Origin of the sequence: Jutongia huaianensis (genome assembly GCF_014384985.1) — a bacterium.
Classification (GTDB): domain Bacteria; phylum Bacillota; class Clostridia; order Lachnospirales; family Lachnospiraceae; genus Jutongia; species Jutongia huaianensis.
On the sequence record NZ_JACRSX010000003.1, the window covers coordinates 206,361 to 225,780 of the forward strand.

Annotated in this window: 22 protein-coding genes; 2 read left to right on the plus strand and 20 right to left on the minus strand. The window is 40.5% G+C overall.

Going from position 1 to position 19,420, the window contains the following annotated elements; translation table 11 throughout:
- From H8704_RS04455 to dcm, 13 genes are all read right to left on the minus strand, one after another.
- Window positions 1-543, minus strand: a complete 543-nt coding sequence (locus H8704_RS04455) for a DUF2815 family protein (RefSeq protein ID WP_249297485.1) — start codon at window positions 541-543, stop codon at window positions 1-3.
- A 3-nt stretch (window positions 544-546) separates the two neighbouring features.
- Window positions 547-1,674 (minus strand): DUF2800 domain-containing protein, encoded by a 1,128-nt coding sequence (locus H8704_RS04460; RefSeq protein WP_249297486.1) that lies wholly within the window; start codon window positions 1,672-1,674, stop codon window positions 547-549.
- Window positions 1,674-2,015 carry a hypothetical protein gene (locus tag H8704_RS04465; protein ID WP_249297487.1) on the minus strand — a complete coding sequence of 114 codons (342 nt, stop codon included), beginning with the start codon at window positions 2,013-2,015 and terminating at the stop codon, window positions 1,674-1,676. Before H8704_RS04465 ends, H8704_RS04460 begins: the two co-directional genes overlap by 1 nt.
- Window positions 2,016-2,029: 14 nt before the next feature.
- Window positions 2,030-2,221 (minus strand): hypothetical protein, encoded by a 192-nt coding sequence (locus H8704_RS04470; protein ID WP_249297488.1) that lies wholly within the window; start codon window positions 2,219-2,221, stop codon window positions 2,030-2,032.
- A 10-nt stretch (window positions 2,222-2,231) separates the two neighbouring features.
- Window positions 2,232-2,654, minus strand: coding sequence for a DUF4406 domain-containing protein (locus H8704_RS04475; RefSeq protein WP_249297489.1), 423 nt, complete (start codon window positions 2,652-2,654; stop codon window positions 2,232-2,234).
- A gap of 67 nt (window positions 2,655-2,721) precedes the next feature.
- Window positions 2,722-3,057, minus strand: coding sequence for an HTH domain-containing protein (locus H8704_RS04480; RefSeq protein WP_004843290.1), 336 nt, complete (start codon window positions 3,055-3,057; stop codon window positions 2,722-2,724).
- A gap of 445 nt (window positions 3,058-3,502) precedes the next feature.
- The gene (locus tag H8704_RS04485; protein ID WP_249297490.1) at window positions 3,503-3,682 is read right to left on the minus strand and encodes a hypothetical protein; all 180 of its coding nucleotides are present in this window, start codon (window positions 3,680-3,682) and stop codon (window positions 3,503-3,505) included.
- 12 nt (window positions 3,683-3,694) lie between these two features.
- Window positions 3,695-4,852, minus strand: coding sequence for a hypothetical protein (locus H8704_RS04490; RefSeq protein ID WP_249297491.1), 1,158 nt, complete (start codon window positions 4,850-4,852; stop codon window positions 3,695-3,697).
- A gap of 361 nt (window positions 4,853-5,213) precedes the next feature.
- Window positions 5,214-5,459, minus strand: a complete 246-nt coding sequence (locus tag H8704_RS04495; RefSeq protein WP_249297492.1) for a hypothetical protein — start codon at window positions 5,457-5,459, stop codon at window positions 5,214-5,216.
- Between the two features lie 174 nt (window positions 5,460-5,633).
- Window positions 5,634-6,206, minus strand: a complete 573-nt coding sequence (locus H8704_RS04500) for a hypothetical protein (protein WP_249297493.1) — start codon at window positions 6,204-6,206, stop codon at window positions 5,634-5,636.
- 18 nt (window positions 6,207-6,224) lie between these two features.
- On the minus strand, window positions 6,225-7,706 hold the full coding sequence (locus H8704_RS04505) for an LlaJI family restriction endonuclease (RefSeq protein ID WP_249297494.1): 1,482 nt from the start codon (window positions 7,704-7,706) through the stop codon (window positions 6,225-6,227).
- A complete protein-coding gene (locus H8704_RS04510; RefSeq protein WP_249297495.1) occupies window positions 7,706-10,648 on the minus strand; it encodes an AAA family ATPase in 2,943 nt (980 codons plus the stop codon). Before H8704_RS04510 ends, H8704_RS04505 begins: the two co-directional genes overlap by 1 nt.
- A gap of 8 nt (window positions 10,649-10,656) precedes the next feature.
- Window positions 10,657-11,847, minus strand: coding sequence for a DNA (cytosine-5-)-methyltransferase (gene dcm / locus H8704_RS04515; protein ID WP_249297496.1), 1,191 nt, complete (start codon window positions 11,845-11,847; stop codon window positions 10,657-10,659).
- A gap of 139 nt (window positions 11,848-11,986) precedes the next feature.
- Between dcm and H8704_RS04520 the strand changes: the two genes are divergently transcribed.
- Entirely contained in the window at window positions 11,987-12,712 is a 726-nt protein-coding gene (locus H8704_RS04520; RefSeq protein WP_249297497.1) for a hypothetical protein, read from the plus strand.
- A 31-nt stretch (window positions 12,713-12,743) separates the two neighbouring features.
- On the opposite strand, the gene H8704_RS04525 is transcribed toward H8704_RS04520, so the two are convergent.
- Entirely contained in the window at window positions 12,744-13,193 is a 450-nt protein-coding gene (locus tag H8704_RS04525; RefSeq protein ID WP_249297498.1) for a very short patch repair endonuclease, read from the minus strand.
- Window positions 13,194-13,358: 165 nt separating this feature from the next.
- Here H8704_RS04525 and H8704_RS04530 point away from each other — a divergent pair, with 165 nt between their 5' ends.
- Window positions 13,359-14,261, plus strand: a complete 903-nt coding sequence (locus H8704_RS04530; protein ID WP_249297499.1) for a restriction endonuclease — start codon at window positions 13,359-13,361, stop codon at window positions 14,259-14,261.
- 73 nt (window positions 14,262-14,334) lie between these two features.
- Here H8704_RS04530 and H8704_RS04535 read toward each other — a convergent pair whose 3' ends face one another.
- The 6 genes from H8704_RS04535 to H8704_RS04560 form a co-directional block, all read right to left on the minus strand.
- Complete coding sequence (locus tag H8704_RS04535) at window positions 14,335-14,529, minus strand: SymE family type I addiction module toxin (protein WP_249297500.1); 195 nt, start codon at window positions 14,527-14,529, stop codon at window positions 14,335-14,337.
- A gap of 75 nt (window positions 14,530-14,604) precedes the next feature.
- On the minus strand, window positions 14,605-15,420 hold the full coding sequence (locus H8704_RS14220; protein ID WP_330605829.1) for a ComEC/Rec2 family competence protein: 816 nt from the start codon (window positions 15,418-15,420) through the stop codon (window positions 14,605-14,607).
- Window positions 15,417-16,397 carry a GerMN domain-containing protein gene (locus H8704_RS04545; RefSeq protein WP_249297501.1) on the minus strand — a complete coding sequence of 327 codons (981 nt, stop codon included), beginning with the start codon at window positions 16,395-16,397 and terminating at the stop codon, window positions 15,417-15,419. The genes H8704_RS14220 and H8704_RS04545 overlap by 4 nt, the downstream gene beginning before the upstream one ends.
- A 94-nt stretch (window positions 16,398-16,491) precedes the next feature.
- Window positions 16,492-17,925 carry a sensor histidine kinase gene (locus tag H8704_RS04550; protein WP_118678508.1) on the minus strand — a complete coding sequence of 478 codons (1,434 nt, stop codon included), beginning with the start codon at window positions 17,923-17,925 and terminating at the stop codon, window positions 16,492-16,494.
- A gap of 60 nt (window positions 17,926-17,985) precedes the next feature.
- Window positions 17,986-18,675, minus strand: a complete 690-nt coding sequence (locus tag H8704_RS04555) for a response regulator transcription factor (RefSeq protein WP_022465015.1) — start codon at window positions 18,673-18,675, stop codon at window positions 17,986-17,988.
- A 31-nt stretch (window positions 18,676-18,706) separates the two neighbouring features.
- The gene (locus tag H8704_RS04560; RefSeq protein WP_249297502.1) at window positions 18,707-19,318 is read right to left on the minus strand and encodes a helix-hairpin-helix domain-containing protein; all 612 of its coding nucleotides are present in this window, start codon (window positions 19,316-19,318) and stop codon (window positions 18,707-18,709) included.
- Window positions 19,319-19,420 lie beyond the last annotated feature (102 nt).

The following is a 19,420-nucleotide window of genomic DNA, read 5'->3' on the forward strand; positions in this document are numbered from 1 at the left end:
CTATGAAAGGAAATCGTCCTCTGCATCCACTGCATCAAACTCATCCTTGGCATTGGCTCTGGAACCGAGAGGCTCTCCGTCCTTTAACTTCTGGACATTGCCGAGTCCTGCTGCCACACCTTTGTTGCCGTTGCTGTTATAAGCGTAAAATGTAATGGATACCCTTCCGTAGCAGCCGGAATATACCTCGCTCTGGTCAAGGATCGGCTGTACCTGTCTGTCCACGATCTGAGGAGCCTGTTTTGAATTCGCATTCAGGAACATACTGTTCTGGTACGCCTCATCTTCAGGTCTGTCGATGTCTCCGTCTCTTAACGGGAGTTTCAGATTTGCTGGGATCTTGCCGCCCCACTTGCCCTTTCCTTCATCCTTTGCCACCTCGATAGCCTTCTTGATCTTGGCAATGGTCTCCTTATCATCCTTATCGATGATGCAGGATACGGAATACTTCGGTTCGCTTCCATTGATGGAATCCGGCTCCCACAGGTGTGCGTAGCTCAGTCTGCAAGGTACGATTACTTTTGTTAAATTAGCTGTTGTCATAATTTAGTCCTCCTTAAAATCCGCTTCTGCGGTTGCTGTTTTTACTGCTTCTCTTTTATCTGAATCCGGCACCAGTGTGACCTTGCCGTCAGGCTTGTACACAAAACTGCCAAGGATCTCATTAAATTTCTTTCTGCCCATCAGTCTTTCCATCTCGGTAATACCGATCAGGCTCTTTTTGAAGATGTCCGTGTATCCGGCTTTTTCTGCTGCCTCTGCAACATCATCCTCATCCGTGTATTTCCGGTTGCTTCTTCCCAGAACGAGCTTATATCCGGGCCATTCCTTATGATTGACCACCGCTTCATTCTGTGCGTAGGTGTAAACCTCCTCTGCCCACTTCTTCAGTGCATCTGCCTTGGAAAGCACCTCTGCGATTTCCTCATCAGACATAAGGTCCGGCTCCTTGAATTCCATCTGGGCAAGTTTCAGATATTCCTCTGCCCTTGCACGGCATGTAAATCTTGCCTTGCAGAATCTGCAGTGGTCTCCGGCTTTGAACTCTCCCTCTCCGGCAAGTGCCTTTGCAGCTCCCGGTTCAAGAACGTCCTTTCCCCATGCAAGAAGTTCTTCTGTAGATATCTCCCATGTAGAGAAATGGTCAATTCTCGGCTGGACGATTGTAAGTTCCACCATGTCGATCTCATATAAGAAACCGAGCATGTCAAGGACTCCCAGTCCGTAGATCATAAGCTGGACATTTCTTTCCGCATCGACCATCACGCCCTTGCCGAGTTTCAGGTCAATGATGTGGATCTTGTGTGAATCAACAACTACCATGTCTGCTGTTCCGAAACAGTCCGGAATCCTGTCAGCAAGACTGACCTTAAGCTCCACACCGATGAACGGATCCGGACACTCATGTCTTGCCTGTTCGATCTGGCTGATGTCATATTCCACGTAAACATCCACGGCTTCGAGCAGTTCATCCGAATAATAATCAGATACAGGTCTTTTAGTCCTTTTCTTCAGATACTTATTGATGAGGTACTCTGCCATCGCATGTCCGGCACTCCCTTCTGCTGCGAAGGGAGATTCTTCATCCGGGAACTGCTCCTCCAACAGTAACGATGGAGGGCATTCCAGACGTCTTTTACCGGACGATGGGGAGAACCTTGCATGTCCGCCCATTAGAGCACCTGTGCTTTCTCATACAGTTCCGGCAGTTTCTCATCAGGAACATCTGACAGCTTCTGGAATCCGAACTGCTCGATCAGGTTCTTGACCTCGGATGTTTTTCCTGCTCTGGATTTTTCCGCAAGGAATGCACGGACCGTCTTTCTGTCCACTGTTTTCTCCTTTGGGGCAGCTTCATCCTTCGGTGTATCTTCCACAGGAGTTTCCTTCTTTTCTGCCTTCTTCACAGGCTTCTCCTCTTTCTTTGGTGTATCCTTCTGTGCTGCAACCATCTTTCTGATTCCGGCAGCAATCTGCTCGTATCCCTCGGCCACTAATAACAATGCCTCACTCATGACGTTCTCTCCTTTCAAATGCGTGCCAGCTTCACATCACCTGTATACACATCGATTTTGTTTATGCTGGACTTGTACTTTCCCCAGTCCATCAGAATATGGAACGGGTACTCCTTTACTACGGTTGCTCTCTTCTTTTTCTTTCCGTCAGTGACCATAAGGCGGTCACCCGGATACAGTCCGTAACGGACATTGACTGCTGACATGGTGGACCTCCTACTTCAACACCTTCAGATTTCTGATGATGCCCTTGTATCTGGCATCCGCACGTTCATCCACAGGAATGGTCCTGACATTCACGGGATTGAAATCCGTATCATAAAGCCTTACAGGTTTCCTTGTTTCCTTTGCATGGTCGAGTTCAAACTTCATGCCTTCCGTGATGTCGAAACCGAACACATACACCTCATCGCACATATCCATGAGTTCAAGACCCATTGCGATGCCTGTCATTCGCTCGTTTGGGATATTGTCATTGAGGAATGATGGGAAATAGAGATGTGGTACGATTGGAACGTCACCTGACATGGCAGTGATCCTTGCATAGCTCACTGCGTTCTTTTTGTTTTCCTCGACTCTGCCCCGATAAGGGCTGCAGATAAAAATTTTTTTCTTCATAATTAAATCATCCTTTCTCATTCGGCTCTCATGGCCGTGGGGTTCTCGTCAATATTGTTCTTGGATGGCAGATCGTCATCCGCCTGTCCTAGACTGCAGGACTATACTTATTAGAGCCGTATTCACGGAGCATCTGGTCAAGCACTTTTTTCTGTTCATCATCAGCCTTGTCCATCAACTGTTCCAAAACCGAAATCTGATCCTGTGAAAAAATATTTTTATGTGGATGATACCAGTCAGCGATACGGACACCGCCTCCGTTACCTCTAGTAGTTTCAAGAGGATACTCAGCCGTAAGCACAAGAATGTCATTTCGGATAGTTCTATCCGTAACACCAAGCTCCGCAGCTAAGACCTGCATATTCTCTTGTCTTCGTGCGACCATGATTCGCATGATCTCAGCTCTTCGCTCATTTGCACTCACAGCTTTTCACCTCCCTTCGTCCTTGTCTGATAGAAATATAAAATCCAAATAGGAAGGCTAATTTCCTATTCGATTTTTTTCTTGAATTTTTTCCTATTACCTTCTTCTCTTTATTCGCTTTTTTGTTTTGAAAAAAAATCGTATTTTGAATTTTTCAAACGGAGAATATATAAGGTTAGGTATTTTTATCTCCAATGCTGAACTGAATCTCATCAGTCTGAAGAACATCCATACTACCCAAATGCGTATCGTAATCAGGTATCTATATACTTGTTCTCCCTTTTGTTTCTGAAAATCTTTAAGTCTTTGTTTACTGCAATATATAAGAGCAAGTAAACTTTTCTGGACCAACCTAAAAAAGGACAAAAAAATAGAGTTGCTACGCAATCTTTCGATTGCAGTAACAACTCTGGCATATAGTATCTCATAAATTATGGATCAGGGCTCAGTAGCTTGTCTGTGCTTCTTCAATTTGTTTCATGACATCCGTCAGTGCCACCACTTCAGGATTTTTGTTTACTTTTGATTCAAAATATATTTTTCCATCATCATCGATCAGTGCATCAAACACTCTCGGTTTTGTAGGCTTACTACTATTTCGGTTTCTGATTTCTATTCTCTGCATACGCACCACCTCCTAGTTAAATGGCAAATCTGTATCGGTCGAAAAATCATCACTTGAAGGTTCAGGTGCTTTAAAGATCTTCGATAATGCATTTTTATCTTTATTCAAATAGGCATCTATAACGCTTCTCGCTTTTTTATCAATATTTACGTGTGAAGACAACACCTCAATCTGCATATACAAATCCTTCACGGCGGCTTTTATTATGTCGCATGCCATGATTGTGTTACACAACGGAACAACAGATTTATCAGGTGCAATAATATATATTTCATAACACTCTTGTCCCTCCATGCAATCAGGATCTATATTGATTGCACAAGGTAAAATGTATATATCGCTTTCAGCATCTTCTAATCTTGACCAATAAACATTTCCTGTTACCTGTATATTTTTTTCAGGATAAAATCTTGAATAGAAGCATGCCTGTCTATAATTACCATTACAGTCCATGCTATTATCATCTGGGCTCTGTAATGCATGTGGTGCAGGACCAAAATCTGAATATAAATCTGTAGGAATATTCAGTCTTTGATTAGACTCCCTGTTCCAATATAATTTTTCGCATTTAGAATCATCCGCAATTTTTTTTATAAATTCCAATACATATTTTTCTGTTGGCGTTACTTCATCAATGTTGGCTGATATCAGGAAGTCTATGCTCACACCAAGCATCTTTGCTGCTGTTGCCACAAATTCCAATGTAGGCTCAGATGAATTTTCAGGCTTTTCAAGTCTTGACATATATCCAAGACGAACACCTGCCTCTTTCTCTATCATTCCAATTTTTACATCTGAATTTATCTTTAACAAAGCACGGATATTATTGAAGCATGCATATTTATTAAAGTTTTTAAATTTATCCAATGCCTCCGTGATGTTAGTCAGATAATACGCCAACCTATTTCTCTGCTCTTGTAATTCCTTTATTTCATCTCTTGTAATAGCAGTAACTCCATAAGATTCCAGCGCTTTCTTCACTTCTTCAGGATTATTGCTATCCTTGCCTTCCAGACTAAGCATCTGCATAGCTTGTTCATAATCCGCACAATCAGCATTCTTATCCTCAACGGCAGATTCCAGTCTTTCCTTGGCATCTAACAGTTCTTCTTTCGTACAACATCCTATTGTTGCTTTTTGAATCAAAAGTTCAAATTCTTCGTTTTTCATAGCAATCATCTCCTTCTCTTCGCATCTTTAAACAAATTATAATATCATTTGTTTAATTTGTCAATACTTGCAAATCCACTTTGCATTTGCACGCATACGCAAAGTAATTAAAAAATGCCTGACAAAGCAAAAGAAAGTATCTATTGCTTCGTCAGGCATTGGTTGCTATAATTTTCATGCACCTATTCGCTCAGTACGAATCTCTTTATTATGTAATGATATCTGTATTATTTTTCTGCAGCACGGGCATTTTATCTGGATAGTACCTTCAGTATCAGGCATCACATCAAATAATCTGCCATTTTTGCAGCACGGACATGAAACTTTAAGAATCTGCTCTCCCATATGCTATCCTCCATTCTTATAGATAATCATACGGAGAACGAAATCCTGTTCTCTTCTGTACTTGTTTCTTGGGCATACTGCTTTCGGCATCTTCCTTGGAAGCAAAAAGTCTGCTTGCCCTAAGTTGTATACCGCCTGATGCATTTTCAGCAAAACGAACGGTATAAAAATCTCTACTTCTCTTTAGAATAAAAACTTCTCTGACAATGCGATTGCTCTCTACAATAAAAGCCTTATCGCCCACTTCCAGTTTGGTAACCACGTTATCGCCTCCATATAATAATTGAAGGCCAGCTAAGGGAAAGTCAGGCTGACCTAACCTTGGTGTCAATTTTGTCACTGTTTAACATTAATAACCTTAGGTAGCGAACCTAGGCTTATTATATCGAACACTTGTTCTGTTGTCAATAGTTCATTTATGTCAATTGGCTTATTCCTAAAACACACTGCGGACGAATTTCTCCAGTATGGAATCAAACGTACCTCCGGCAACATCACCATTTATAACTTCTTTCCGCTTATCAGCATAAGTTATCTGAAGTTTATAACTGCATCCATCGCACACTTGACCTTCTACAATGTTCTTCTCCCATAATGGAGCACCTATGATTTTCTGCAAACTACATGCAAGTCTGTATGCCTTCTTTTCAGATACCTTCTCTTCCGTCTTAAATTGATATTTCCGGTTCTGCCCTTGGTATGTATATTCTTTACACCTTCCATCAGGATATATTTCATATACCCACGACTGTTGGGAATCTATCGTGCACGGACCATTCTCCACAACCTTATATCGTATTTTTGTAATCTGAGTAGCTGGAAGAAGTTCCTTTGACCATCGGTATCTGCAGTCAAGGCAGCCATAATCCTCGTGTGGCATTCCGTCTATCATCTCACATCCACCCAGGATAAGGTCTCCCCGCTCTTCTGCTTCAAAGGCTTCATTGGACGGATAACCATATAATATTGGTGCAGTCCTGTCCGATCTGCATTTTGGACAAACAACCATAATTCCGTCCCTCCTTTATTACAAATCCAATCGTGTAATATCCATATGATTTCCGGTCAGATAATTATCATATAACTCTGCTGCCGGAATCAGACGGATTTGTATGTTTTTCAGATTGAGTGCTTCAAGCATAGCCATTCTGGCACAGCCTTTTTTTACAATATCTTTTTTCTCTGTTGGCATCAGGAAGCAATTTCTGACTTCTGCAATGCCATGTGCATTAATAAAATCCTTATAGGCAAGCTGATACAGATATTGTTTTGTTACATCTCCGACACCCGGATTTCCTCTGAGGGACTTTCCTTTTTCCAACTGAAGATTATAATATTTGGCATCAAATATTATGAACCAGTCCTTTCCGTCTACGCACGGAATACTGATCAAATCTGGAATAAGGGTATCTGCTGCCTTTGCTTCCGTATCTTCTCCCTGCCATACAGGCTTTTCTATAATATCTATCAGCTTCTGTCTCTTTGCCGTTTTGCTGTTATATTTCTCCGCAAGCGGAACAGTCATCTTGAGCTGGGTAAGGGTAGTATTCAGCTTATTGTCAAATACTTCCGCACAGGCTTTCTCCCAGACAGCATGGTATGCTGTTGTTCCAAACATACTGATACCATCATTCTCATCCAGCATTTTTCTGTCTTGGGACACATAGGCATATAGTGTTTTGAGAAGAATCTGCCTGTGCGTATTAAATTGAAGATTTAGTTCCTTTATAATCCGTTCTAACACATATTCCTTATCACCAAAATCGGCCAGTTTTTCCTCGGAAAGTTCTATGACATCCATATCAAAGAGAGTATCCAATTGTGCATCTCGAAGCTGTCTGGAACATTCCGTAAGCACGCATTCATGCAGACGTTTGAAATAATCCATGTCATCTTCTACAGATTTCTCCGTATAAAGTTCCATATAATACGGACGGTTATCCTCGATCATGGCAAAACTCTCATCAATGGTCTTTCCCCAGAGGATTTCGCCCTCTCCATTTACTTCTATGATATCCTCACTGTTCGTATAGATACCATATTCGTAATAATCATTAATCAGGAACAGGATAACCGCAAGTATATTAAAACTTCTGTTCTCTCCATTACCATTAAAAACATTGATAATCTGCTCTTCGGAACGGCTGTAACGCTCAAGTACTTTAACAACCTGTTTCATCTCATCCAGAACATTATCGTCTTTCTTTGACAGCAGATACTTCGGATAAACCTTTATGACACGGCTTCCACAGGTGATGACTCCGACATATGTAAATACATACAGGCAGTCACCACTCTCTGCCGTTTCATCCGTAATTTCCACATCGTCATCTACAAGGTCTGACATTTCGAGCTGGTCATCAGTATTTTTTACACTTTTCAAGACACCATAGGCTTTGAGATTTTTTATAAATTTTTCTACTCCGTCTTCGTCAAAGGAAAACTTGCTTTTAAGGTCATTTTTCGTATAACGCTTCTGTTCCCTGACATACCGTGAAACAACTTTCATTATGCCTCATCCTTTTGTTTATCATAAAAGTTTTCCTTGAAATTTGGTCCAAAGATTCCCATTCCTATTTCATCAAAAGCATCACACACAGATGAATATTTGCTGTTATCACATCCATCAAAGAATCTGTGCTTGCCCTGTTTAACTGCATCTTCATACAGATACATAATTACCTTGCTCTTAAATGCAGCCACAAATTTGTCTGTATCTACAATCATGCCATTCTCGTCAGATGCAATTATCTTCTTTGAAAGGAAGAATGGTCCCATCAGCTTGTCCTCATTAATCTTAAACTGATCTGATGACATTTTTGCATTAATAGCTCTGCGGAGGATATTCCATTCAATAGGCTCATCACTTCCGGCAAGTTCTATTTTCCCAATGCCAGAAATCTTTTCTTCGTTTTCATTGATGCCAAGATACTCAAAGTTCCATCTTCTCTTAAACGCAGTGTCCATCGGAAATACTCCCTGATCCGCACTATTCATTGTAGACCAGATAAACATATTATTGGGGATGCGAATCTTCTGATAGTTATCAGGATCTCCTTTTAGTTGTGAGGCAAGATATTTTCTAATATCCTCTGATGCCTGAATTTCATATTCACTGACTCCATCATCATCCCTGTCGAGCAACTGGAATACATCGCCAAATACTGCTGCCACTTTTGCTCTGTTTATCTCTTCAATAAGCAGAAGGTGTGGCTGTGGATTTTCAGTTCTTCCGCTCTTAAGTGCTTCTACATAAACACGCATGAACGGTCCCGGCACAAAAGCATATCTGATTTTTTCATCTGCACCCATGACAGGCTTATATGTACCAACAAACTGCGAGTATGAATAATCAGGATGGAATGTAACACGCTCATAAGAACCATTTGTGTCCTTCAACAAGTCCTCACAATCCTCTTTCAGTTCATAACTCTTTCCAGTACCCGGAGCACCAAAAACAATACGGTTTCTTTCATATTTTGTTTCTATTTCTGTGTTAAATACTAACGGCATATAGGTTTCCTCCGCTTCCGAATTATCTAATTCTTCTGATTCAGCTTCTTCCCCATAATAATATTTTTCATATAAAAACATCAGATTTTCATTATTTGTAAGCTGATAACAGGATGTAAGTTTTCCTTCTGCTTTATCCGGAAGGGTATCTCCATCTGCAAATTTATTATGCCACTTTCCAGCTTTCATATGCGCCATAGCCGTTGATGCGTCATAAAAGTAATCTCCAATTTCATCAACAAACGCTATCAGCTTTTCTCCATTCATAGCTACAAAAACAGTATCTGCATTTGTTTTATAGAATCTTGCCAGTTCTCCGGCCTTTCTGGATGCTGTCTTTTTATCATCGTGGAAATACTCTTCCATCATCTTTTCTGTAATGGCATCCTTATCTATTCCATCACCCGCAACATAATCCTGAAGTGACCCGATAGCTCTCCATCCGATTCCAACTACAGATTTCTGCTGCCATTCCGCAACATAATTTTTTTCATCATCTTTTGTGCCAATTCTCACAAAATGTTTTATGCCACCAAATTCTTCGAAAACAACAGCAAAGAATTCTCTATAATACATTCCGGCATAGTTTTCAATCTTCGCAAGCTGTGCGCTTCGGGCATAATATTTTTCACTTGGATTGATTCTTAAACATCTGAGTACATGTGTCTGCCAGTCATTTGAATGGAAACCGCTTAATTTTTCTGGACAGATAAGTGAAAAATATTTATGAAACCATGCCAGGTTATAGTATTGTTCACCTACACCCTGTTTCAAATCTTCATCGAGCTTTTCAAAATCAGACAGATTATCCAAGATGGCATTATTTATAATATCTACACCTTTAACAAGGGCATCTCTTATTGTCTTTCCGATTTCAAGAGCCTGTTCTTCTGATAACACCTCTGGTTTCTGCGGGCTTCCCGTCATCCACTCGCCTGTATCCTTTTTCTGAAACAAACCAAATTTGTATGCAGATCCACCAGCAATGCTTCCGAAATATTCTCGGCAGTCTGCATTATGCTCTAACCAACAGCATAGTGCTTCTTTATTATCCCCAACTGTATAAAATAAAGAAGTTAAGAGATTCTCATCTTCAATGGCTGCCAGCTTTTCTGGTGAGAATCTTTCCTGAAACTCTCGTATAGCAGTTTCAATATTACTTCTTCTGCATGGTATTTCAAATCCAGTTTCTGACACATAATCTGTGATTATCTTAGCCGCCCTACGGTATTCATCTTCGAAACTGTCACTGCATTCTTCATCGGCCTCTGTAATTGTTTCCAACTCTGCATACAAATTTGCATCATTCACATATGCATACGTAATAGTTGCCACATATGACTGACTTGCGTTAACAAGATTTAATACACTTAAAATAGGCGAAACATAGAAATCATTTGTTCTCTCTATCCCTTTTCCACCTAACCACCATTTATCGTTTGATACGAATTTATATAACAATTCACAATTTTGATTAGCAATATCCTCCTGCTGTCCCAAATCCAACAGATAATCTTTCATAATTTGCTTGAACTTTTCAGAAAAATCTATGCCATCTGTGCTTTTCAAATTTTTGTATATTTCTTTCTTTTCCAGAGCTTTTCCATTGCTTCCCACGAAAACACCAGCATTACTATCAATTACCTTTTCAGTGTAATTTCGGTACTTTATAATTTCCTTTATCAATTCTACCGGATAGGTTGCAAGAACAAACCATTGATTAGGCAAGTATATTTTCAACCCAGCCGAGGTAGTAATAATAGCAGTGCTTTTTAAATACTCTATTGTATTTCCACCAGAAGCAATATTTTTTGCGAAAGCCTTCTTAAATCCCCCACTCAGACTAACATCCTCATAACTAAATTTAGCTTTAACTGCACTTTTTGTATTTTCTACAAGTTCTCCTAAATCTTTCAAAATTGTATTGTTATCATCCATTCGTTAAATCACTCCTTTACTGGTAAAGACCCCATTTCCTCTCTGATCCTTTTCGCTACTGCACGAATAACCGGAACCGCAACGGAATTTCCAAATTGCTTATATGCCTGGGTATCAGAAACCGTTATAATAAATTGTTCAGGAAAGCCTTGTAATCTAGCACATTCTCTCGGAGTGAGTTTCCTTGGATTTTTATCTGGTCCCTGATCAATTAAAATTTCGCTTCCATCCTTATAATATCGTGCACTAATAGTATTTGTATATTCTGATTCTTCGTTAAATAATGAATAACCAAATCCATTTCCTTTTTTCTTATGTTCTTTTTTCCTTCGTTGATGTCCTTCCCATAATGCATCACTTATCGTGTATTTTTCATCCACATCATGTTCCAATATATCGCCAAGTCTTGTTTTTTCATAAGTAGGTGTTGGAAACTTAAACTCATAATCATCAGAAATATTATAGTATTCTTTATTTAATCCAACAATATAAATTCTTTCTCTATTCTGAGGAACACCAAAATCTCCAGCACGGAGTACTTCGTAGTTGACGTAGTAATTGAGTGCATCCAAATGTTCCAGTATCACTTTTAATGTGCGTCCTTTATCATGCCCTTTGAGCTGCTTGACATTCTCCAGCAAAAAGGCTTTCGGTCTTTTTTCCTTTAAGATTCTTTCAATTTCAAAAAATAAAGTTCCCCTAGTATCAGAAAATCCTTTTTTTAATCCGGCTTGTGAAAAAGGCTGACACGGGAAACCACCCAGTAAAATATCAAAATCAGGAATGTCTTTTGCATCTATTTGCGTTATATCTCCTGCCGGTTCTTCACCAAAGTTTACTCTATAGGTCTTTTGTGCGAATTTGTCCCACTCTGACGTAAATACACATTTTCCCCCCAACTCCTGAAAGGGAATCCTTATTCCTCCTATTCCAGCGAACAAATCAATAAATTTAAATTCCGGTATTTCATCCTTTACTTCAAACGGTGTTTTCTCTGCAAATTGCAAAATCGTTTTATATTCTAATACAGACGGAGCGGATTCTCCATTTTCCCATCTGCGTAATGTTCTATCTCCGTTTCTTCCCATTCCAAGTGCATCGGCAAAATCCTTCTGCGTAAGCCCCAAATTCTTTCTTTTCGCCTTTATTGCTTCGGACGTATTCATCTCAATATCTCCTTTGTCTCTTTTATAGGTCAATCTGTCCTCATTTTATCACATTTTGTGCAAAATTGAAACTGGTAAAATCACAAATTTCAAGCCAGAATATCGACTACTCTATACATTCATCATCAAAACTGTTACAATATTAATATTAAGCAATAAAGGAGGCTTTGATATGCCGTTCATAAATGATTTAAGAGATGTACAGAATAAAACACGTAAAGATATCTCTCAATCGCAGCTTATCTTTGATGAGACAATACGAAGAAGCGGTTTTTCCGGTGCATCTGCACAAACCCAATACGATCACATATATGATATTTTGGCCGCACGTGATGCTGTTCATACCGATATAGTCACAGCCGGACTCAAAGAGGACGTCAAAGTCACCGGAGCCGTAACTGAATTAATCTGTAAAATAGCACTCGACGCAAGTGCTCCAAACAGATATGATACACTTCCTAAAACATGGGATTGGATTGGAGATTTCGCCATTATGGGATCTCCTTTTAACCTATTTATATCGGTCAAAAGCTACAAGGCCAAAGAACGTTTAATTGTCAGTGGAACTGGGCAAAATGCTGCTCCCGTAGTTGGATATGGTCTGTTTGATGATCCAAGTGAATGGTCACCTGACAGAGTCAAACAATATAAGCAAAGAGGCTTCATCGCAATCTACATGCCAAATACTTTGTATAATGCTCTTGACGCAATGACTCCACAAACACCAGGATTAAGCTCTCGGTTGATTCGAAAATACTCACCTGCAAATGGTTATCCAGCCACAAACATAAAAAACATCTATGATCGACCACTTCTTCGAAAATTGGAAGACTTCGATGATGACATTGCCCATATATGCATTCCTGGAAGCTATACTCTCGATCTCTCACGCTATTAATATGACATAAAAAATGCAAGGCGGTTATTGCTTAACTGTCTTGCATTTCTTCATCACAAATCAACATGTCAAAAATCGTTTCTTCAATTACTTTAATGCATTCATCCGTTTTTTTCTTTATATCGTTTCCCCAAAATCTTATAACGGTCCATCCCATAAATAAGAGTTTTTTATTAACCTCATCATCGTGTTCTCTGTTTTTTCCAATTTTCTTTATCCAAAATTCAGCGTTTTTTCCTTTTTCCAATCGAGGCTTTAAAACTTCCCAATCCTTACCATGAAAGAACTCGCTATCACAAAAAATGGCAATTTTATATTTTGTGATAGCAATGTCAGGAGTACCCGGTAATAATTTATAATTTTTTCTGTACCTAATCCCTTTATTCCACAATGCTTTTCTTAGGACAACTTCTATTGACGTATCCTTTGACTTTATGTTAACCATGTTTTTATGTCTTTGCTCTGGTGTTAAACAATCCATAAATACCACTCCAGCCATCAAAATGTACTATTCATTATATTCGACAGGGCGAATATAAGCAAGTATTTCTGTAAACCTATTCAACTTCTACCGTTCTCAAGTATTGATCCAAGTATAAACATGCAGTATAATAAAATTTAAGTATACCCAAAAGGAAGTGATTATATGCGAAACAAGATAGACAGTCGAATTCCACGATATAACAAATTGATAATGCCGACTTTTGTCGCATTAAAAGAGCTTGGGGGTTCAGGAACCAACGATGAGATTCTGAACCAAGTTATAAAGGATCTGAACATCCCAGATGAAGTAGCAGACATCACACATATGGGAAAAGTTAACCAGAGCGAATTATCCTACCAACTAGCGTGGGCAAGAACATATCTCTCAAAGTATGGTGTTATCCATAATAGTGCTCGTTCTGTATGGTCTATCACCCCAGACTTCGTTGGTATAGAGGTTCTTGACGAAAAAGAAATCGTATCTGCCATCGTAAAGAAAAACGCAGAAAGACGAAATAAAGCCGCTTCATCCTCCACTAAGGATGAAGCCCCAGATCTTCCAGAAGACGACGATCCCAGCAACGATGATGAGGAATTTCCAGATGAAATAAAACCTTGGAAGGAAAAGCTTGCTGATATTCTACAAACAATGGATCCGTATGGATTTGAAAGACTAACTCAAAGAGTTCTTCGTGAATGCGGATTTTCCCAAGTAGAAGTTACAAAGAAATCTGGTGATGGTGGAATTGATGGAACCGGAAAGCTGAAAATCAACGGCATCTTCAGTTTTAATGTTGCTTTCCAATGCAAACGATACAGCGGTGTTGTTGGTGCACCTGATATTAGAGATTTCCGTGGTTCTCTCACAACTAATATTGAAAAAGGTCTTTTTATTACCACTGGCACATTTTCAAAAGCCGCACGTGAAGAAGCCTGCAGCCCAGGCAAACAACAGATTGACCTTTTAGATGGCGAAGAATTCATCAATAAACTCACTGAATACGAAATTGGGGTACATCCAATAACAACTTATACAATTGACGAAGATTTCTTCCGAAAGATATAATACAAGGCTGATCATTCTTATGGTCAGCTTTTTCTGCATCCATCCACGCCCTTCAACTCTACCTAAAATCTATCTAATTTATGTCCCATATTTCATTCGCTTTTGTTATAACTAACCGTCCATCCTCGCACTTCACTTCAATCTGCTCTCCGATGTCAAATCCCAGATCCGACAGCCATTTTCCTTTCAGAACAATGCTTGGTGTTCGCTTGTACTGATATCCACTTGCTTCATAAACCTTCATTTCTCTATATTTTTTATATGCCATATTTATCTTCTCCTTTTGCCAATTTTTAGACTTCTGCCATAAGATTAAACTTACGCTGAATTATTGCTTCTTTTGCTAATTTATATATTTTGTGAGATACCCCCTTGAACAAGGGAAACGACAACGGGGAATAATTTCCTCGTCTAAGCACAGTTTTAGAATGTAAATTTTAGCGATATGTAGTGACACAAATGCCGAGTTTATGCGAGTTTTACGGGTTAGGGGGATAGCCAAGTTTTGTGTCTTAACACCGCTGATGGCAAGCAGATGTCCAATCCCGCTTTCCTGATACAGCTTCTGGATATTCATATCCAGAAGAGATTTATCTCCAAGGATCATTGCAGATACAATGCCGCTTTCTTTTGGGGGCAGACAGGTCTGGTATACAAGACTGATTCTGTCCCGGATATGATACAGAATATTTTTGATGGGATCTATATTGTACTGCAGTACCTGAAAGGAATCAGCTCTGAATTCATAGTAAATTCCTTTCTCTTTGTAATATTCCCGGCGATTAAACATACCGGGATTGGTGGCAATCGGAAATTCCAGAAGTGTTCCATTCAGAAAAAGAGTGTTTCCCGGCTGCAGAGAGGGTTTTCCGGAAATAGAAATATACAATTTCTTTTGGAAATACACTTGTGTATCAGTTGTCAGATGAATACGACAGTTTTTCAGATACAGGACAATACGGTCCTCTTTTCCCTGTTCCATGCAGATCTGATCAATCGTTCCGGTGGCTGAAGCAGAGGTCTGATCCTCCCAGATCCCGTTAAAACAATAATACCGGGCATCATCCTTTTCAGAATAAATGGCCCGGTATAAAAGAAATAATATGGTTATTCCAGCAAAAATCCATAAAAATGGTCGTTTAATAGTTGTTCCTCCTATTCCTGATCGACAATATCCAGATTACGTTCGAAGGCAGAACCGAAATCAATGGTATCGTTATATAAAAGCACCTGTTCTCCGTTAATACTAAACTGTACCTTGTTGATATTGGATAATTCTGCAAGAGTATCTACAACAGAATAAATGGTTGTCTCTGCGGAAATATTGGTACGTTTTTTGAGAAATTCTTCAGAGAAATCAACATAACAGGTATTTTCTTTGACAGAGATTTTGTTAAGCTCTGTTTTTTCCGGTATCGTTGCTTTGATCTCGTCAGGGTCCACACCATCAATAGAATAGGGTCCGCGTATCAACTGCTCTACGGCAAGCTGCTCCAGGGGGATGGTTGCGTCATAGGTAATATCTACAGGGACCTTGACAAGGTTGCTTCCTGTTTTGTCGCTAAAATACATATTTAATGTGGCATTTTGTTTGTAGGTGGTTTCTCCGCCGGTATTGTCAATAAAGGAATCGGCAGTCATGTATCCTACAGCGTCCAGATTAGAATCAGTCAGGGGCTGACCGGCAACATAAAACTGTACACTGCTGACTCCGCGGATCTGACAGAGTGTTTTTACAATGGCAGCCCGACGGAGAATTTCGGAGACACCTTTAATCTTTCCATAACCGGAGCTTAAGTACAGAGACAACTGGCCGGAGTCTTCGAAAATAAAATCATCTACTGTAACATCGTCCGGTAATGCCTTTCGCAGTCCGAGATCCTTTGGTTCCGACTGAAGTCTTGTCAGAAATTCATTGACGAGATCATCCCGTTTCCGGGACTCTGGCGTATATTTTTCAAATCCCACTTTTGTTTCATTGGCATCGGGACAAAATACATAATAGCCGGTATATTCTTTCTCCTTATGGAAAGAACAACCACCACAAAAGAGAAGTACCAAAAACAGGACACAGGCGCAAAAGCCCAATCGTAACAGATGAATATTTTTGGATGTTGTATCTGTGCTAATCGGCATGTGGTCCTCCTTTCCGGCGATGATATGATAAGCATATGCTGACGGGTAACAGTGTTGATTCCATAGATATCTTGCATTTTGGGATATTGGTATATTATGGAACATAAGTTAACGGGATACGGACAGTGAATGTCGTCCCCTCCTTTTCTTTACTATATAGCTTAATGGAACCTCGATGTAAAAGTACGGCACTACGGGTCAGGGAAAGTCCCAGTCCGGTACCGCCGGTATCTCTGGAACGCGCCTTGTCCACTCGGTAAAAACGCTCGAATACATTATCCTGAACATCCTCCGGGATACCAACGCCGGAGTCCTGTACCGTGACATAGAAAAACTTGTGATCGGCGTTGAGCGTTACGCGGACCCAGCCATCGTCATAGTTGTATTTGATGGCATTTTCAATGAGGTTATTTAATGCGATTGACATTTTGGTTTCATCTATATCTGCCATGACAGGACGATAACTTTCGTAGATCAGCTCAATGTTACGTTCTGCCGCGATCGGTCTGAGTCGCTTTAAAAGCTGCTCCAGAAGATCGTTGATGCTTGTGTTGACAACTTCTACCTGAGACGTATTCTTGTCCATTTTGACCATGGAGAGCAGATCGTTAATGATCTTTGTCATACGCTCGATCTCATTGGTGATATCACCGAGAAACTCCCGGTAGATTTCCTCCGGCATTCCCTCCTGTGAAAGCAGGGAATCGGCCAGGACCTTCATAGAAGCAATCGGTGTCTTTAACTCATGGGAAACATTGGAAACAAATTCCTGACGTGCCGTGTCCTGATTTCGGATGACATCGATCATCTGATTGAAAGAATCAGAAATACTGCTGATCTCCGAAAAACCATGCATGTTAAGCTTTACACTCATATCCCCCTGGGATATTTCGTTGATCGAGGATGTAATCTGCTTTAATGGGCGTGCCAGAAGGGTGGAGTAAAGCAAAGCACCCAAAAGCACCAGAATTGTTAATATCAACAGGATAATGTATACCTGACGTTTGACGGCATCCGCCATCTGATGAAGATTTTTCGTGGAAAAGCTCATGATGACGACACCATCGGTTGTCTGTTTGTTGGAATTTATAATGGGCATGGTAAGCTGAACATACTCTCCCAGCTCATTTATGTATTTTCCATTATCGCTGTTAAAACATTTTACAACCTCTGTGGAAATAACTGTTTTGCCGTTCTCCAGTCCATAAGTATCATGAATGATGCGGAGGTTCTGATCTACCAGAATAATACGTCCCTGATAAATTTCAGCAATCTGTGCCGCCTCTTCCACAACCTCCTCACTGTCGTGATCCACCAGATAACCGGAGGACACCACCAGATTGGAGATCATGGTTCCGTAGGACTGCAGCTCATCGACACGCTGGGACACCAGCTTTGACTCATATGCATTTGTAATAATTATAGAAAAGATATACAGGGGAACCAGTCCCATCATCAAAAATACAATCAGTACCTGTATCCGCATACTGCGGAGAAAATACAGAACTTTGCCAAGAAATTGTTTCAAAGCGCACCCTTCCCTGCCATTTGAAGCATTTATTTTAGTAATCCGGAAGTCGCAGCCGGTTTATTTCTGAAAATAATAGCCAACGCCCCATTTTGTATGTATATACTTTGGATCGCTTGGTTTGTTTTCGATTTTTTCACGGAGACGGCGGATATGGACATCCACTGTTCTGACATCTCCCGGATAATCATAGCCCCAGACAGTATTTAACAGTTCCTCACGGCTGTAGACTTTATTCGGGTGAACCATCAAAAGCTCCAGAAGATCAAATTCCTTTGCAGTCAGGTTCACTTCCTTTTCGTCGATATAGGCTCTGCGGCTATCGCAGTCTACCTTTAATACATCATATGTAAGAAGCTTTGGATTTTCGTCATGGGAGTGACCTGCATTGCTGCGACGGATAATTGCTTTGATCCTGGCCTTTACCTCCAGAATATTAAATGGTTTGGTGATATAATCATCCGCACCGTATTCGAGACCAAGGATCTTATCCATATCATCGCCCTTTGCGGTCAGCATGATGATTGGAACATCAGAAAATTCCCGTACCTGCTGGCAGACTTCAAAACCGGTGAGAACCGGAAGCATCACATCCAGTAATACAACATCATATTCATTCTTCTGGATCAGATCCAGAGCCTCCTGCCCGTCATAGGCACAATCTACATCCATTCCATCCTGTTCCAGACTGAAACGGATTCCTTTTACAATAAGCTTTTCATCGTCAACAACCAGAACCTTTCTCGCCATAACGCTCCCCCTAAACTTTTCATTGATTCTTTTACACTGTGATCTGATCTTTGATCCGGTTATATATCCCCTCTTTAATCCCGGAAATCTTCATAATATCCTCAACAGAAGCAAAGCTTCCGTTTTCTGTGCGGTAATCGATGATCAACTGGGCTTTTGCCTCGCCAATCCCGGCAAGTGTCATCAACTCCGCCAGATCCGCCTGATTAATATTGACCAGCCCGGATTCCCTGCCTCCCCCGACAGATTGTTTCTTTGCAAAACCGGTGTTTTTCCCTTTTTTGGGGATCGTAATCTGCTCCCCGTCATTTAACGGCCGTGCCTGGTTGATCGCAGCACGGTCTGCTTTTTTGCGAAAACCGCCTGCTGCTTCCACGGCGTCACAGACTCTGGCATCTCCTGTAAAGCGGTAAACCCCCGGATTTTTCACGGCACCGCAGATATATACTGCACATTCCCCATTATCAGCAGTAACCTTGTCCGCAGACACATCTCCCGTCAGAGACGGAGCAGGTGTGTCCCGGCCGGATATCCATTCCTGTGTATTTGGGGCTGATCCTGCTGTAGATCTCATATAGAACCAGCCGGACAGCACCAGAAAACAGATACATATTCCTATTGTGATCAATGTTTGACGTTTCATAATACCTCCTACGAATGAAATTCATAGCAGATATATGTCATTTTAATTGCGAACCTATCTCTATTCTAACGATTCCAGCCAAAAAAACAATAGCCACCGGGA

Bases quoted from the DNA above. Each gene is read 5' to 3' on its own strand.
- H8704_RS04535 (WP_249297500.1), bottom strand. From the start codon at position 14,529: ATGGCATATAAAAAATATAGAGAAATGAAGGTTTATGAAGCAAGTGGA.
- H8704_RS04470 (WP_249297488.1), bottom strand. From the start codon at position 2,221: ATGTCAGCAGTCAATGTCCGTTACGGACTGTATCCGGGTGACCGCCTT.
- H8704_RS04510 (WP_249297495.1), bottom strand. From the start codon at position 10,648: ATGGATGATAACAATACAATTTTGAAAGATTTAGGAGAACTTGTAGAA.
- H8704_RS04555 (WP_022465015.1), bottom strand. From the start codon at position 18,675: ATGGCGAGAAAGGTTCTGGTTGTTGACGATGAAAAGCTTATTGTAAAA.
- H8704_RS04505 (WP_249297494.1), bottom strand. From the start codon at position 7,706: ATGAAAGTTGTTTCACGGTATGTCAGGGAACAGAAGCGTTATACGAAA.
- H8704_RS04560 (WP_249297502.1), bottom strand. From the start codon at position 19,318: ATGAAACGTCAAACATTGATCACAATAGGAATATGTATCTGTTTTCTG.
- H8704_RS04485 (WP_249297490.1), bottom strand. From the start codon at position 3,682: ATGCAGAGAATAGAAATCAGAAACCGAAATAGTAGTAAGCCTACAAAA.
- H8704_RS04455 (WP_249297485.1), bottom strand. From the start codon at position 543: ATGACAACAGCTAATTTAACAAAAGTAATCGTACCTTGCAGACTGAGC.
- H8704_RS04490 (WP_249297491.1), bottom strand. From the start codon at position 4,852: ATGAAAAACGAAGAATTTGAACTTTTGATTCAAAAAGCAACAATAGGA.
- H8704_RS04500 (WP_249297493.1), bottom strand. From the start codon at position 6,206: ATGGTTGTTTGTCCAAAATGCAGATCGGACAGGACTGCACCAATATTA.
- H8704_RS04530 (WP_249297499.1), top strand. From the start codon at position 13,359: ATGCGAAACAAGATAGACAGTCGAATTCCACGATATAACAAATTGATA.
- H8704_RS04520 (WP_249297497.1), top strand. From the start codon at position 11,987: ATGCCGTTCATAAATGATTTAAGAGATGTACAGAATAAAACACGTAAA.
- H8704_RS04525 (WP_249297498.1), bottom strand. From the start codon at position 13,193: ATGGATTGTTTAACACCAGAGCAAAGACATAAAAACATGGTTAACATA.
- H8704_RS04475 (WP_249297489.1), bottom strand. From the start codon at position 2,654: ATGAGAAAGGATGATTTAATTATGAAGAAAAAAATTTTTATCTGCAGC.
- H8704_RS04460 (WP_249297486.1), bottom strand. From the start codon at position 1,674: ATGGGCGGACATGCAAGGTTCTCCCCATCGTCCGGTAAAAGACGTCTG.
- H8704_RS04465 (WP_249297487.1), bottom strand. From the start codon at position 2,015: ATGAGTGAGGCATTGTTATTAGTGGCCGAGGGATACGAGCAGATTGCT.
- H8704_RS04545 (WP_249297501.1), bottom strand. From the start codon at position 16,397: ATGCCGATTAGCACAGATACAACATCCAAAAATATTCATCTGTTACGA.